The organism is Rhodoferax sp. LB1P47 (genome assembly GCF_056521445.1).
Window position 1 is genome coordinate 416,809 of the sequence record NZ_JBWMAU010000001.1, and the last position, 13,913, is coordinate 430,721.

Annotated in this window: 13 protein-coding genes; 4 read left to right on the forward strand and 9 right to left on the reverse strand. The window is 66.3% G+C overall.

Annotation, left to right across the window (positions count from 1 at the left end):
* A complete protein-coding gene (locus tag AC0969_RS01960) occupies positions 1 to 489 on the reverse strand; it encodes a DUF2798 domain-containing protein (RefSeq protein ID WP_479622441.1) in 489 nt (162 codons plus the stop codon).
* A 53-nt stretch (positions 490 to 542) separates the two neighbouring features.
* On the opposite strand from AC0969_RS01960, the gene AC0969_RS01965 reads away from it, so the two are divergent.
* Positions 543 to 1,013 carry a MarR family winged helix-turn-helix transcriptional regulator gene (locus AC0969_RS01965; protein WP_479622442.1) on the forward strand — a complete coding sequence of 157 codons (471 nt, stop codon included), beginning with the start codon at positions 543 to 545 and terminating at the stop codon, positions 1,011 to 1,013.
* A gap of 1 nt (position 1,014) precedes the next feature.
* On the opposite strand, the gene AC0969_RS01970 is transcribed toward AC0969_RS01965, so the two are convergent.
* From AC0969_RS01970 to AC0969_RS01980, 3 genes are read right to left on the reverse strand one after another with little or no spacing between them, the layout of a single operon-like run.
* Entirely contained in the window at positions 1,015 to 2,292 is a 1,278-nt protein-coding gene (locus AC0969_RS01970; protein WP_479622443.1) for a HAMP domain-containing sensor histidine kinase, read from the reverse strand.
* Complete coding sequence (locus tag AC0969_RS01975) at positions 2,285 to 2,956, reverse strand: response regulator transcription factor (protein WP_479622444.1); 672 nt, start codon at positions 2,954 to 2,956, stop codon at positions 2,285 to 2,287. The genes AC0969_RS01970 and AC0969_RS01975 overlap by 8 nt, the downstream gene beginning before the upstream one ends.
* Positions 2,957 to 2,965: 9 nt before the next feature.
* Positions 2,966 to 3,451, reverse strand: a complete 486-nt coding sequence (locus tag AC0969_RS01980; protein ID WP_479622445.1) for a Spy/CpxP family protein refolding chaperone — start codon at positions 3,449 to 3,451, stop codon at positions 2,966 to 2,968.
* Positions 3,452 to 3,700: 249 nt separating this feature from the next.
* On the opposite strand from AC0969_RS01980, the gene AC0969_RS01985 reads away from it, so the two are divergent.
* Entirely contained in the window at positions 3,701 to 4,027 is a 327-nt protein-coding gene (locus tag AC0969_RS01985; RefSeq protein ID WP_479622446.1) for a BON domain-containing protein, read from the forward strand.
* Here the strand turns inward: AC0969_RS01985 and AC0969_RS01990 are convergent.
* Complete coding sequence (locus tag AC0969_RS01990; RefSeq protein WP_479622447.1) at positions 4,024 to 4,755, reverse strand: response regulator; 732 nt, start codon at positions 4,753 to 4,755, stop codon at positions 4,024 to 4,026. The two genes, AC0969_RS01985 and AC0969_RS01990, sit on opposite strands and share 4 nt — an antisense overlap.
* A gap of 79 nt (positions 4,756 to 4,834) precedes the next feature.
* On the opposite strand from AC0969_RS01990, the gene AC0969_RS01995 reads away from it, so the two are divergent.
* Positions 4,835 to 6,928, forward strand: coding sequence for an ATP-binding protein (locus AC0969_RS01995; protein WP_479622448.1), 2,094 nt, complete (start codon positions 4,835 to 4,837; stop codon positions 6,926 to 6,928).
* A 208-nt stretch (positions 6,929 to 7,136) separates the two neighbouring features.
* Positions 7,137 to 7,517 (forward strand): hypothetical protein, encoded by a 381-nt coding sequence (locus AC0969_RS02000; RefSeq protein ID WP_479622449.1) that lies wholly within the window; start codon positions 7,137 to 7,139, stop codon positions 7,515 to 7,517.
* Between the two features lie 38 nt (positions 7,518 to 7,555).
* Here AC0969_RS02000 and AC0969_RS02005 read toward each other — a convergent pair whose 3' ends face one another.
* The 4 genes from AC0969_RS02005 to AC0969_RS02020 all read right to left on the reverse strand — a co-directional run bounded on the left by AC0969_RS02005 (position 7,556) and on the right by AC0969_RS02020 (position 13,767).
* Positions 7,556 to 8,773, reverse strand: a complete 1,218-nt coding sequence (locus AC0969_RS02005; RefSeq protein ID WP_479622450.1) for a M20 aminoacylase family protein — start codon at positions 8,771 to 8,773, stop codon at positions 7,556 to 7,558.
* A gap of 60 nt (positions 8,774 to 8,833) precedes the next feature.
* Positions 8,834 to 11,746, reverse strand: coding sequence for a C1 family peptidase (locus AC0969_RS02010; RefSeq protein ID WP_479622451.1), 2,913 nt, complete (start codon positions 11,744 to 11,746; stop codon positions 8,834 to 8,836).
* 75 nt (positions 11,747 to 11,821) lie between these two features.
* Entirely contained in the window at positions 11,822 to 13,036 is a 1,215-nt protein-coding gene (locus tag AC0969_RS02015) for a c-type cytochrome (RefSeq protein WP_479622822.1), read from the reverse strand.
* Between the two features lie 38 nt (positions 13,037 to 13,074).
* Positions 13,075 to 13,767: a c-type cytochrome gene (locus AC0969_RS02020; protein ID WP_479622452.1), complete on the reverse strand. Its 693-nt coding sequence runs from the start codon at positions 13,765 to 13,767 to the stop codon at positions 13,075 to 13,077.
* Positions 13,768 to 13,913: the final 146 nt, after the last annotated feature.

Below are 13,913 nucleotides of genomic sequence, written 5' to 3' on the forward strand. Positions count from 1 at the left end.
TTACCCCGCCAGCATGCGGTCAATGCGCGGCTTCACCACAAAACCCATCAGCAAACCAATGCACATGCCCAAAGGCAAGGACTTCAAAAACGCCGCCAGCCAAGCCGCCGGGAAACTGCTGCTCCAGCCCACGTTGCTGAGGGTCACGGCGCTGGCCAGCAAAAACTCCATCATGCAGGCGGTCACAAACGCCAGAATGGTCTTGCGCAGCACCTGCGGCAGCCCCGCGAAGATGCGCTGCACACCCCGGTCCAGCCCGCCCATCAGCATGAAGCTGAGCACCATGACCGGCAGGGCCGACAAAAATCCGCGCATCCAGCGGTGCAGAAAATCTGCGCTAAAACCCACATTCGTCCAGGTAATGAAGCCGCTGAGCAGCAGCCCGATGGTCGGCAGGATCAGCAGCACCGGCAACAGGCGGCGCAGCTTGGAAGCAGGTGCAGGGATAGGGGTGGGGGTAGAAACCAAAGGGGCAGAAGAAGATGGCATGGTGCTTGTGCTATTGTTGACAATATCAACAATGTAATCCAATATAGTTGCACATGTCAACCAAAAAAACATCCCACAAGCCCTCTCCCGATCCGGTCAGCGTGGCCGCGCTGGATGCGTTCATCGACCTGTTCGAAGGCATCAAGGCCCGCATGGGCAGTGCGCTGCGCGACACCGGCGACACCCTCACGCCGATGGCGATGCGGCTGCTATCCCATTGCCTGGCCCACCCTGGCGCCAGCCAGCAAACTCTGGTGGAACTCAGTGCACGCGACAAAGGCCAGGTGGCACGGCTCATCAAAGAACTGGACCGGCAGGGCATGCTGGTGCGCGAGGACAGCCCGGACGACAAACGCAGCTACCGGTTGCAAGTGACCCCCGCCGGGCGCGCCGCCTGCGAACGCTTTCGACAGCACCACACGGCCATCGCCGCAGAGTTATTTACCCACATGGCCGGGCCAGACGTGGCGCAATTTACCCAGCAGCTGCAAGGCCTGAGCGCGCAACTCGCCCGCACGCGCTAGCTCAGCGCTTAGGTAAATCCACCACCGCTTCCAGCCCTGGCTGGGCGGGCCGCAGCGTGAGCCACCCGCCGTGCGCCTGCACCACCAGGCGGCACAGATACAGCCCCAGCCCGACCCCGCCGGTGCCGCGCTGGCGGGCTGCGTCGGCTCGGTAAAACGGTTGGGCCAATTGCGCCCATTGCGCCTCGGCCACGCCGGGACCAAAGTCACGCACCCGCAGTTGCAGCCCGCCATCGACCTGTGCCAGATGCACCTCAATCACACCCTGACCGTGCTGGCGGGCGTTGTCCAGCAGGTTGCGCAGCAGCAGGCGGATGCGCACACGGTCCAGCGGCCACAGGGGTAGGTGGGGTTCGGTATAGAGCGCAATATCAGCGCTGGCCATCTCGGCCACCAGCGCCGCCAGATCGGTGGGCTCCAGGTGCAGGGCGGCGTGCGGGCTGGCCAGGCGCTCGCTCTCCAGCAGGTCGCTGATCAGGTCACGCATCAATTGCAGGTCGCGCAGCAGGGGGTCGCGCAGGGGCTGCACGTCGGCCGTCTCGGGCAGCAGCTCGGTATTGAGCCGTGCGCGGGTCAGGGGTGAGCGCAGTTCGTGGCTGATGGCCAGCAGCAGGCCGCGTTTGGCTTCCAGCATGGCGTGGATGTCGTGTGCCATCGTGTTGATGTGTTGGACCAGATCGCCCAGCTCGTCGCGCCTGAGTAACGGTATGGGCTGGCTGAAATCCCCCGCGCCAAAACGCTGCGTGCCTTGGCGGATAGCCTCCAGCGGACGCAGCAGGCGGCGCACCACCGCAAATGCCACACCGGTCAGCAACAGCAAGACGGCCAGGGTGGCCCAGAGAATCGGCTGGCGCGACTGCTGCAAGCTGCCCATATCGCCCCAGCCCAGCACCACCCGGGTGCCATCGGGCGTGGTGCGCGTCAGCAGTTTGTGCATGCCTTGCATCTCATCGCGGTGCAGCCATGCGGGTTCGATTTTGTCGGGGTGTGAGTTCCAGTGCACCAGGGGGCCGTCCAGGCGCACCGACAGCGGCAGGCGCTGCACCAGCGTCTGGGCGCGGTCAATACGGGGTGGGCTGCCCAAGTCGGTCACCAGATGGTCCACATAGTCGGCCATCAGCGGCAAGGCGGCATCGCGCCAGCCAACCGAAAAGGCTTTTTGCATGCCGACCACGAACACTACCGACATGGTCAGCGCCAGGCCCATAAACAGCACCACCAGCCGCCAGCGCAGCGAATGGCGCACCGCATGGATGGCACCACGGATACGTTTAAACACGGGCCACTGCCAGGGAATATCCAGCATTGCGCCAGGTTTTGATGCAATCCAGTGGTTCCAACTTTTTGCGCAGGCGGCTGACCAGCAGGTCTACGGCGCGGGTTTGCAGGTCGGCCTCGTGGCCGCGCAGGCGGTTCAGGATGTCGTCGCGGCTGAACACTTTGCCGGGCTCGCGGGCCAGCAGGGTAAGCAACTCAAATTCGGTGCTGGTCAGGTCCAGCGCATCCTGGCCGCGCAGCACGCTGCGGGTGTCCAGGTCGATCGCCAGGCCGTCAAACACCAGCCGGTGCGCGTCGCTGGGCAGCCGTTGGCGGCGCAGCACGGTCAGCAGGCGGGCCACCAGCTCGCGCGGCTCGAAGGGTTTGGGCAGGTAGTCGTCTGCGCCCAGCTCCAGGCCCACCACCCGGTCCATCACATCGCCACGGGCGGTGAGCATGATGAGCGGAATGTCGCTGTCTTTGCGGATGGCGCGGCACAGGGCAAAGCCGTCCATCTCCGGCAGCATCACGTCCAGAATGGCCGCATCAAAGCCCCCCTGGCGCAGCAGGGCCAGCCCGGCGCTGGGGGTCAAGGCACATTCCAACGCCAGGCCAAACCGCGCAAAGTACACGCCCAGCGGCCCGCCGAGTTCGGCATCGTCGTCAATCAGCAGTATTTTGGGCATGCTGGATTGTCATCCCCGGTGCCACCAGCCCCCACGGTGTTGCATGAAGTCACGTATTTGCTGTTGCTGCATCGGGTTCAGCGCATCAAAGAAGTTGGCGGCTGCGGTGATGACTGCCGGGCTTTGGCTGCGCAGGGCGGCGGTTTTTTCTTCCACCAGCGCCTGGGCCTTGCTGCGGTCAAACTGCGGGCCCGCCACCAGCGCCTGTAGGTCGGCACGCGGGTCGGTGCTGCTGCCCACCAGGGCTTTGCGCTGGGCTTGCAGGGTGTCGCTCAGGGTGCCCAGCAGTTGCTTTTGCGCGTCGTTCAGATCGAGCTTTTTGCCGACTTTCTCGATCATCTTGGCGCGAAATTCGGCGCTGCGCTGCTCCGTCATCGGGCCGCCCCAGCGGTGCTCGCCACGGCCCGCGCAGGCGCTCAGGCCACCCACGAGAATGCTGGCGCCAAAGATGCCAATGAGGCTGCGTTTCAAGATGCTTTTAAGGTGGAATCGCATGGTGTGGGTCCTTGTACAAAGTGTGGTTCAACAGTGTCAGGACTAGATGCCCAGTCCCAAGGGTTCCCATCGTGCCGTGGTGCCGGCCGTGCGTCCTCTCGGGGCGGTATCGGTTTGTGTCGTTTTATGTCGTGCTGGCGCCCATGACAAATGCAATGCACCCACGGCATCCCGTCACATAGCTGCATTGCCACACCCAGAAGATCAGCCATCGCACCACAGGGGTTGCGACAACCTCCAGGAACGACTATGGCCCCCACATTCCAACGCCTCGCGGCATCCACCCTGCTAGCCCTTGCGGCAGGCCCTTTTTTGATGGCCAGCAGCCTGCCCGCCACCGCAGCCCCCTCCCCTGACGAAGCGCTGGCGACAGAGGTACACAACGCCCTCACCAGCCAACTTGGCAATGCAGTGAAAAACGTGACGGTGGCGGCCGACAACGGTACGGTGACACTGTCCGGCTGGACCCAGGGGCCGATCTCGGAGGGCAAGGCCCGCTATGTGGCCAGCACCGTGCCCGGCGTAGACCGCGCGTACAGCAAGATCCGCATGTTCTCGACCAGCGCCTACCGTTAGTACAGCGTTTCCACCTCGCTGGCCAGCAGGTAGCCCGCGCCGCGCTCGGTCAAGATCAGCGTGGGGTTAGCCGAATCCAGCTCTACCTTGAGGCGCAGGCGGCGGATTTGTACGTCGATGGTGCGGTCGTAGACCTCGGCTTCGTGCAGGCGCGACATCGACAGCAACTGGTCGCGCGACAGCACCCGCTGCGGGGCCCGGCACATTGCCCCCAGCAGGCTGAATTCGCCGTTTGACAGCTCTACCGACACGCCCAAGGGCGACACCAGGCGGCGGGTGCGCAGGTTCAGCTCCCAGCCCGAGAAGCGGAACGCGCGGCGGCTGTTGTCGCGCTCGGGCAGGGTGGCCTGCACCTGGTAGCGGCGCAGCACGGCGCGCACCCGGGCCAGCAGTTCGCGCGGGCTGAAGGGCTTGGTAACGTAGTCGTCGGCGCCCAGCTCCAGGCCCATCACGCGGTCGGCCTCTTCGTTGCGGCCGGTCAGAAAGATGATGGGCACGCTGGCACGTTCGCGCAGGGTGCGGGCCAGTTGCATGCCGTCTTCGCCGGGCAGCTTCAGGTCGAGCAGCACCAGGTCGATGGCCTCGCGGTCGATCAGCGCAAACATCTCGGCGCCCGAGGCGGCGGCGCTGACGCGCAGGTCGTTGTCGCTGAGGTATTCGACCACCAGCTCGCGGATGGTCGGATCGTCGTCAATTACTAGAATATGCGGGGCGGTAGAGGCGGACATCGGTGGGCTCACAATCAGATTCGGCGCAGGTTTTAACGTGAAACAACTTGCATGGCTCGGCCAGCGCAACAGGGAAAGTATGCAACGTATTTGGCAAAAGATAGCGGCCACGGTGCCACGTTTGTGGTTGGTGGCCATCGGCCTGGGGCTGGCGCTGGTGCTGGCAGCCGGGGTGGCCTTGGGGCATCTGCGGAGCGAGGCCATTCGCAGCCAGTCGCGCGAGCTCAACCTGCTGTCGCTGGCCTTGACCGATGAAATCCACCGCGAGCTGCGCGGCATGAACGCCGGGCTGCGCGCCATCCAAGTGGAGCTGGGCGAGGGCCACCTGCCCATCGTGGGCACGGCTGCCGCCCGGGCGCTGCAAACCCGCACCGAACTGATGGCGATGGTGGACACCTTGTCCCTGGTGGACCGCAATGGCCTGGGGCTGGCGACATCGGCCCCTACCCCCTTGCCGGGCATGGACAGCTTTGCGCCGGGGTTGAACCAGCTGGAGCCAGAAGCGGTTGCCGTCAGCCGCCCCTTTCTGGACCCGCGCACCCAGACTCCGCTGGTAACGCTGGCCGTGCCGTTTAACGATGCTTTGGGCGCACCGGCCGGCTGGATATTTGCCACCATGCGGGCCGAGGCGCTGCTGGGCGCGTTCTCGGTGGCCAAGCCGGCTGCCGATGCGCGCATGGCCGTGTTTCGCCGCGACGGTGTGCTGCTGGCCGGTGGTGTGGTCAACAACTCCCAATGGGACGAGGCCACCATCGCCCGCCACCTGGCCACCCAGCGAGACACCCAATTGCGCCGCATGCCCGACGGGGCCGAGCGCCTGGTCGCCCTGCACAGCCTGGAGCGCTACGGCCTGGAAGTGGTGCTGACCCGCGACCTGGACGTGGTGCTGGTGGCCTGGCACGAAGCCGCCACCCTCACGGCCGTGGGCATGGCGCTGCTGTTGACCGTGTTGGCCGCATCGGCCCACCTGGTGCTGCGCGCCAACCAGCGCCGCGCCGCCGCCCAGGCCGCGCTGCAAACCCAGATGTCGCGGGCCAACAAACTCGAATCGCTGGGCGAGCTGGCGGGCGGCGTGGCACACGATTTCAACAACGTGCTGGCGGCCATCGTCGGCTTTGGCGAAATGGCCCAAGATGCCGCCGCACCCGGCAGCGCCCAGGCGCGGCACCTCGACAAAGTGCTGGGTGCGGCGATGCGCGGCAAGGCGCTGGTGGAGCGCATCTTGTCGTTTGGCAAAGGCGGCGGCTGCGCATCTACCGTGTTTGCGCTGCAACCCATCGTCGCCGAAGTACTGACCCTGCTGGCCGCCACCTTGCGCCCCGGCATCGTGCTGGAGCGCGGGCTGGATGCCCCCGGCAAACTGCTGCGCGGCGACCCCACGCAGGCCTTTGAAGCCGTGATGAACCTGTGTACCAACGCCATGCAAGCCATGCCCGGCGGTGGCCAGGTGCAGGTACAACTGGTGCGCCAGCAGGTGCTCACACGCAGGGTGCTGTCGCACACCCAGCTGGCCGCCGGGCCCTACCTGGTGCTGACCGTATCCGACCAGGGCAGCGGCATCACACCCGAGGTGATGGAGCGGCTGTTTGAACCCTTCTTCACCACCCGCAGCGCCCACGCGGGCACCGGGCTGGGGCTGGCCGTGGTGCATGGCGTGGTGGCCGAATTTGGCGGTGCCATCGACGTATACAGCCAACCCGGCAAGGGGGCGCGTTTTACCCTGTACTTCCCCGAATGCACCAGTGCACCCGGCCCCAGCCCCACCACGGCCCCGCCCACCTCCGCCGGGGATGGGCAAACCCTGCTGGTGGTAGACGACGAGCCCACCCTGGTGGCGCTGGCAGTGGAAATGTTTACCGCGTTGGGTTACCAGCCGGTGGGTTTTACCGACCCTCGGGCCGCCCTGCAAGCGCTGCGCAACGACCCGCTGCGCTTTGCCGCCGTGGTCACCGATGAAGTGATGCCCGGGCTCACCGGCATCCAGCTCACCGAGGCGATACGCACCGTTGCCCCCACGTTGCCGATCCTGATGGTCAGCGGCTACGGCGGTGCCTCGCTGGCCCAACGGGCCGCCACGGCCGGGGTATCGCGCCTGCTGACCAAACCCATGCAGCGTGACGAGCTGGCCCGGGCCCTGGCCTTGTTGCTCAAACCGGTAAAGAACCCCTTATGACACATAGCAACCCGCCACACAGCCAGAACGCACGCACGCCAGAAACACCGCAGATCTGGCTTTGCCAGGCTGCTGGTGTTGCCCCCAGCAAGGGGGTTGGCGAAAGATGCGCAGCACTACAGCCTGGGGGTGAGCGGTTATGACATATGCAACACAGCAGCACAGAAGTGACGCAGGCAAAGGGCGGGTAGGCGAGCAAGATAGCGCCATGTCCAACCTGCCCCGCTCCACCCTGCTGCCAGATACCCGTTTGGTGATCCACGCCGCCGCCGACCCCACCGTGCGATGGGTGCTGTTTGCTGCGCCGCTGGAATGGTGGTGTTGGCTGCGCAGCCTGTACGCCCCGCAGGCCAAACCCGAAGGCCCGCTGCGCCTGCACATCGACACCCTGCAAGGCCAGCGGGTATTCACCGCCGACGATGCCGGGCCCCTGGTGGAGCTGGCATTGCCGGTGGGCACCTACCATGTCACCGCTGTGCAGGGCAATCTATGCCGGGGCTACACGTTGACGCTGGTGGAAGGCGTACCCAACGATCTGTACCTGTGCCCTACCCTGTGCGGCGGGGCTGGCGGAATTCAAACCAAATAGGGCTCTAGCGCACACTCCACCTGCGTCAGTAGCTATTATTATGATAGTGGCATGAACTGCTCCGCCAGGCTGGCGTGCATGGCCGCCCCCAGCGGCAAAATCGCGTCGTTGAAGTCGTAGCGGCTGTTGTGCAGGGCGCAGCTGCCCACGCCGTTTTCCACGCCCTGGCCGATGCGCATGTAGGCCCCGGGTTTGGCTTGCAGCATGAAAGAGAAGTCTTCTGAGCCCATGCTGGGGTCCAGGTCACGCACCACCTGCCCGGGCCCCACCAGGCCCTCGGCCACCTGCGCCATGAACTGCGCCTCGGCGGGGCTGTTGATGGTGGGCGGGTACAGGCGCTCGTACTGCACCGAGGCGGTGGCCCCAAAGCCCAGGGCCACGGCGCTGCTCAGCTCGGTAATGCGCCGCGCAATCAGCTCCTGCACGGCCGGGTTGAAGGTGCGCACCGTGCCCACCAGCGTGGCCTTGCCGGGCACCACGCTCATGGCCCCCAGGTCGCCCGCCTGCACCGCGCAGATGCTGACCACCCCGCTGTCGATGGCGCGAATATTGCGCGACACCACGCTTTGCAGGGCGGTGATGACATGCGCCGCCACCAGCACCGGGTCTACGTTTTGGTAGGGGTGCGCGCCGTGGCCGCCCCGGCCGGTGATCTCGATGGTGACGCGGTCCGACGCGGCCATCATCGCGCCCGCATTCAGGCCAATGGTGCCGGGCCGCATGTGGGGCCAGTTGTGCATGGCAAACACGGCATCCACCGGAAAGCGCGCAAACAGGCCGTCGTCGATCATCGCCTTGGCCCCGGCGTAACCCTCTTCGCCGGGCTGGAAGATCAGCGCCACCGTGCCGTCGAAGTTGCGGGTCTCGGCCAGGTAGCGGGCCGCGCCCACCAGCATGGCCACGTGGCCGTCATGGCCGCAGCCGTGCATCAGGCCGCTTTTGGCAGATTTCCAGGCGAAGTCGTTCAGCTCGGGCAGGGGCAGCGCGTCCATGTCGGCGCGCAGGCCAATCATCTTGCCGCTGTGGTTGCTGCGCCCGTGGATGATGCCCACCACGCCGGTTTTTCCAATGCCGGTGTGTACCGCGTCCACGCCGCACAATGTGAGCGCCTGGGCCACGCGGTCTGCCGTGTAGACCTCTTCAAACCCCAGCTCCGGGTGGGCATGCAGATCGCGGCGCAGGGCCGTCAACTCGGGGTGAAACTGGGCAATATGCGCAAACGCACGGCCATTGGCCTGGAGCAAGGGTGTGGACATAGAAACCTTAAGAGCTGCCAAAACTGTACAAGCTTTGGCCCTCTGCCCGCCCCCAGCCCGCTAGAAACCCCGCAAGTCGTCCACCGCTTGCAGCAGCTTGCCGCCCCGCACCACCTCCAGCGTGCGGGTGATGGTGGCGATACTGTTGTCGAAGCTGCCGTGGTCGGCGGGAATCAGCACCTGGGCTGCGCCGGGCAGCGCGGCGGTAGGCACGGTGGCGGTTTTGACCAGCGTCCAGCGGCCCGACTTTTCCAGCTGGGCATCGCGCACCGCACGCCGCCACAGCTTCAGGCTTTCATGGGTGCTGGAGCTGCCGTCCCAGCCAGCATCTTCGTTGCCGTAGGCCTTGGCCATGCCCGCAATGGGCGTGCGCAAATCCGCCTCCAGCGCGCCTGACACCATGTACAGCAACGACTTGCGGTAGATGCCCGCCACATTGTCGGCACGCTCCAGCGGGTCAGACAGCAGGCTCATGTGCAGCCGCTGCATCACCTGCGGGTTGTGGCCATAGTGCTGGTTGGCAAAGGCCACGCTACAGGCCGGGGCAAAGAGCTGGATGGAGGGGATGGTCTGCATCGGCACCTGGCGGTGGGCCAGGCTGTCCAGCATGTGGCCCAGCAAGATGGAGCCGGCCGAATGGCCCACCAGATGGATCTCTAGCTGCTCGCCCCAGGTGTCCAGCAGCTGCTGCAAGGCGCGGATGATTTGCTCGCCGCCGCGCCGGGTGGCAAACGCCAGCTCGGCCACGTCTTTCATTTGCGTCCAGATCGGCCGCACCAGACTGCGGCCGATGGTGGATTCGATGGCCAGGTCGGTTTTTTCGGTGACCTTCTCGGCCAGCTCCTCCAGCCAGCTACCGGCCAGTGCCGGTTCTTCGCGGCTCTGCTTGCGCAGCAGGCCGACGATGGATTCCAGCAGCCCGGTCTTCCAGACCAGGAACAGCGGGTAGCAGCCATTGGCCTCGAAGTGTCGGCCCATAGCGCGGGCGCGTTGGATGGCATCGCGCTCGCTGTTGAGGCCACCGTGGGCGTAGATGACGAGGCGTTTTTTACCCTCCAGCGGGCCGTGGGCCGGGTCGCGGAACCAGGCATCTGGCAACGCGCAGACCTGGTGGGCCAGGGTCCGGCTGAGTGCATCTTCGGTCAGGTAGCGCTTGACCCGGCCATCGTCGCCTAACACCACGCTGTGCTGGTAGGCCTGGTCGGTGCTCCACCACAGGCTGGTGTTGGCACCACCCGCCATGCCCGCGCCCGCCGGGGCGTTGAAGCAAATGCGCCCTTCCACCACGCCGGGCACACCCAGCGCCACCACCCAGGCATCCATGCCGTTGGCCAGCCAGTCGGCATAGCCCAGCACCGCAAAGCCGCCCATGCCAAAGCCGCTGCCCCACGAGTTCTGCACGATGAAGCCCTGGGTGTTGAAGCCCACCAGCGCAAACGCGTGCCCCCCGCCATCGGCCGGGCGGCCATCGAAGGGGATCAGCGGCAGGTCTTTGTGCCCGCCAGGAATGGCCGGGGTTTGCAGCACCGCGTGCCAGCCGCCGTGCGTCATGGCCGACACAAACACCGCCCCCACGGCCTGGATGGCGGCTTGCAGGTCGGTGATGGATTGCAGCGCAATGCGGTAGTACACGCCCAGGGTCTGGTCGGTAGCGTTTTGGGCAAAGCCGTAGCGCGGCTGCGGCTCATCGCGGAGCCAGAAATCCTCTAGGCAAACCCCGTGGTTGAACCAGCCTTTGAGTGCCCCCCGGCAGCTGGAGCCGCTGTAGTCTTCGCCCGCATATTCGTCGTAGCGGCGGGCGTAGTTGTAGAGCATGCGCGGGCTGACGGAGGCCACTTCTTCTGTGCCCGCCGCCTTGGTCCAGCGCAGGTAATTCACCACGCAGGCCAGGCCGTAACCGGTGCATGCGCCCTCGTTGCCCTGGTCCAAAATCAGCCCGGCGGCGGTGTAGGCGGGCAGGTATTTCTGGATGTCGGCATCGGTGGGGTAAGCCGCCAGCAAGCCCAGCGGCGGCGGTTGGTAGACGCGGTCATGCAGGTCAATCGGGTCTTTGCGCACCTTGAGCTGGCGCTCGGCTCCCAGCTTGGGGGGCTGGACGGCCTTGGCGGCCTTGGACACTTTGGCAGCACCCACTTTGGGGGAGGCGATGCCCAGCAGCCTGTCGGCCCGGGCAAACACGTCCTTGAAGCGGTCTAGCCCGTGTGAGCCGCCGTTCACCAGCTTGCGCGCAGCGGCCAAATTGCCCGCCGCCAGCGCGGCCCGCAGCGGCACGGCTTTGTCGGCCAAAAACCGCGCCAGCAACAGGGCGGCAATTTCCGGGGCATTGGCCAGATCGGCATTGCTGGCTTGCGCCACGCCCAGGTCGATGCCCAGCGCGCGGCCGTAGCGGGTGTAGTTGTCGCGCCCGGTCAGCTGCACAAAGCCGCGCCCCTTGAACCGCGCACCGTCGCCCGCCTGGGTGTTGCCCACGCGCTTGCCCGGCCCGGTGCCGGGCTCGTACAGGCCAAACGGCTTGCCGCCCGGCGCGGTGTTGAACTGCGACTGGAATTCCGAGATCGGCAAAAAGCCCTCGGTCTCGGCGCGGATGCTGCCCAGGGCGGCACAGACGGTGGGCCAGTCGGTCAGCCCCAGCGCGTCCAGCGCGGCGGCCACGTAAGGCAGGTAGCGGGCGATGTTGGCGGGCTTGGTGGCGGGGAACAGCTGGCGCACCAGCTCCAGCGTCAGTGGCACCTCAAACTGGGGGGCCGGGCGCAGGCCGAGCAGTTGCAGGCAGTACGGCCCCACCACCCCATCGGACACCAGCCCCACGCCCGACTGCCAGCGGCGGGCGGCGGCTTCTACGTCCACCGTCATCTCGTCGCCCGAGGCCAATCCGGGAAAGGCCTGGGCATCCGCGCCCAGTTCTCTGGACAGCGCCGTGCACAGCGCTGCAACTTCGGGGCCTTGGCGGCCCCGTACCAAAAGTGTGTCCATGCCAGTCTCCTAGAGGGAAAACTTGGGATTGTGGGCACGCAAGGCGACGCGGGCATCCTCCTTTTAGGGGAGAAATCAGCGCTGGTGGGTCACCTCCAGCTCGGTCACGGCCGCCGCCTGGTTGCCCCACGCGGTGCGGATATGGGTCAACACGGCGGCAATGTCGGCATCGTTCAGCACCAGCACAAACGGCGGCATGCCAAACGGGCGCGGGTTACCTGCGGTGGCCGGGGCAAAGCCGCCGTTGCGCACGCTTTGCACCAGGTTGGCGGGGTTTGCCAGGGTGACGGCGCGGTTGCCCGCCAGCGCCGGATACGCACCGGCCACGCCCTGGCCCTGCGCGCCGTGGCATTCGGCACAGCGCTGCTCGTACAGCTTGGCACCGCGCTCGGCCAGGCGGGGGGTGGCCGCAGGCAGACGCACCAGTGGCAGTGGAATTTGCGGCAGTGCTTGCAAGTAGCTGGCGGTGGCGGCCAGATCGTCTGCCGACCAGAACTGGGTGCTGCGCAGCACCACCTCGGCCATCGGGCCTTGCACCGTGCCCTGCGGGGCCACGCCGGTGTGCAGCAGGCGCACGGTGTCGGCCAGCGGCCAGCTCTGCACCCCGGCTTCAAGGGGCGAGGTGAGCGCGGGCGCCACCCAGCCGTCTACCACCCCACCGGCCCAGGCGCGGCGCACATCGCTGCCACCCAAGGCGTTGCGCGGGGTGTGGCAGGCGGCGCAATGGCCCAGGCCATTCACCAAATACGCACCCCGGTTCCACGCGGCAGACTGCGCGGGTTCCGGCTGGAAGTTGCCCGGGCTGAAATACAGCGCCCGCCACACCGCCAATGCGGCCTGCTGGTTGAACGGCCAGCGCAGTGCGTGCGTTGTGGTGGGCTGGGCTGCGGGCTGCTGTGTGGCGGGCAGACTGTGCAGGTAGGTGTAGAGCGCATCTGAGTCGGCGCGGGTCACCGTGGTGTAGCTGGGGTACGGGAACGCCGGGTACAGCAGCCGCCCGTCTTTGGAGCGCCCGTTGTGCAGCGCCCGCCAGAACTCCGCAGGCGACCAGTTGCCGATGCCGGTCTGCACATCGGGCGTGAGGTTGCTGCTGTAGACCGTGCCAAACGGCGTGTCAATGCCGCGCCCGCCCGCATACGGCGTGCCGCCACGCACCGTGTGGCAGGCGGCGCAGTTGCCCACCGTAGCCAGGTATGCGCCGCGCGCCAGCAGTTCGGGCGTGGATGGAACGGTGGCCGCCGACAGATCGGGCTCGTCGCGCGTGTTCAGCAGCCACACGAGGGCGGCCATGCCCAGCAACAGCGCACCCAGGCCGAGGGCGATTTTCTTCACGGTGCACTCCCACACGCCATCGCCAAGGCAGCAGGTGGCCGCACGGTGGCGGGGTGGGTGTTGGCGGGCAGCGGTTGCGCCGCCAGCCAGCTGGTGGCGGCATGCACCTCGTCCGGGTTGAGCTGGCGCGCCACCGCGCCCATGCAGTCGGGCGCATGGGCCCGGCGCTGGCCGGTGCGCCAGGCCCCGAGTTGGGCATTCAGGTAGTCGCGCGGCAGACCCAGCAGGCCGGGGATATTCGGGGCCACGCCGGTGAGCGCAGCGCCGTGGCATTGCACGCAGGCAGGTATCTGCCGCGTGGCATCGCCCTGCTGCACCAGCGCCTGGCCCCGGCGCAGTACCTCGGCAGTGGCGTTGCTGGGCCGGGGCGCGGGGTACGGCAAATCAAGCTGGGAGAAATACTGCGCGATCTCCAGGAGGTAGGCATCGCTAAGCGGATCGACCATCTGCACCATCAGCCCATAGTGGCGGCGGCCGTCGCGAAAATTGAGCAGCTGGTGGTACAGATAGCCCACCGGTTTGCCCGCAATGCGCGGGTAGTAGCCGTCGCTGGCGGCCCGGCCCTCTTTGCCGTGGCAGGCGGTGCAGGCCTGGGTGCGCTGGGCGATCGTGTCTTCAAACACAGGCGGCGCGGCGGGGCTGGCCGATGCAGCCAGCAGCCAAAGAAGTGCGTACAGAAGTTTCTTCACGGTGGCGAATCATGCCCGAATGGGCCATCGGGATCGGGGGCGAAAATATATACAAAATATGCTTCTAGCGCATATATAACTTACGTAATAAGCTATATAAATTATAGCAAATAAACATGCCATAAAAAAACCCGCCGAAGCGGGTT

What these genes read in the sequence shown, in the direction of transcription:
- AC0969_RS01960 (WP_479622441.1), bottom strand. Translation starts at nt 489, where the DNA reads ATGCCATCTTCTTCTGCCCCTTTGGTTTCTACCCCCACCCCTATCCCT.
- AC0969_RS01965 (WP_479622442.1), top strand. Translation starts at nt 543, where the DNA reads ATGTCAACCAAAAAAACATCCCACAAGCCCTCTCCCGATCCGGTCAGC.
- AC0969_RS01975 (WP_479622444.1), bottom strand. Translation starts at nt 2,956, where the DNA reads ATGCCCAAAATACTGCTGATTGACGACGATGCCGAACTCGGCGGGCCG.
- AC0969_RS01980 (WP_479622445.1), bottom strand. Translation starts at nt 3,451, where the DNA reads ATGCGATTCCACCTTAAAAGCATCTTGAAACGCAGCCTCATTGGCATC.
- AC0969_RS01985 (WP_479622446.1), top strand. Translation starts at nt 3,701, where the DNA reads ATGGCCCCCACATTCCAACGCCTCGCGGCATCCACCCTGCTAGCCCTT.
- AC0969_RS01990 (WP_479622447.1), bottom strand. Translation starts at nt 4,755, where the DNA reads ATGTCCGCCTCTACCGCCCCGCATATTCTAGTAATTGACGACGATCCG.
- AC0969_RS01995 (WP_479622448.1), top strand. Translation starts at nt 4,835, where the DNA reads ATGCAACGTATTTGGCAAAAGATAGCGGCCACGGTGCCACGTTTGTGG.
- AC0969_RS02000 (WP_479622449.1), top strand. Translation starts at nt 7,137, where the DNA reads ATGTCCAACCTGCCCCGCTCCACCCTGCTGCCAGATACCCGTTTGGTG.
- AC0969_RS02005 (WP_479622450.1), bottom strand. Translation starts at nt 8,773, where the DNA reads ATGTCCACACCCTTGCTCCAGGCCAATGGCCGTGCGTTTGCGCATATT.
- AC0969_RS02010 (WP_479622451.1), bottom strand. Translation starts at nt 11,746, where the DNA reads ATGGACACACTTTTGGTACGGGGCCGCCAAGGCCCCGAAGTTGCAGCG.
- AC0969_RS02015 (WP_479622822.1), bottom strand. Translation starts at nt 13,036, where the DNA reads ATGGCCGCCCTCGTGTGGCTGCTGAACACGCGCGACGAGCCCGATCTG.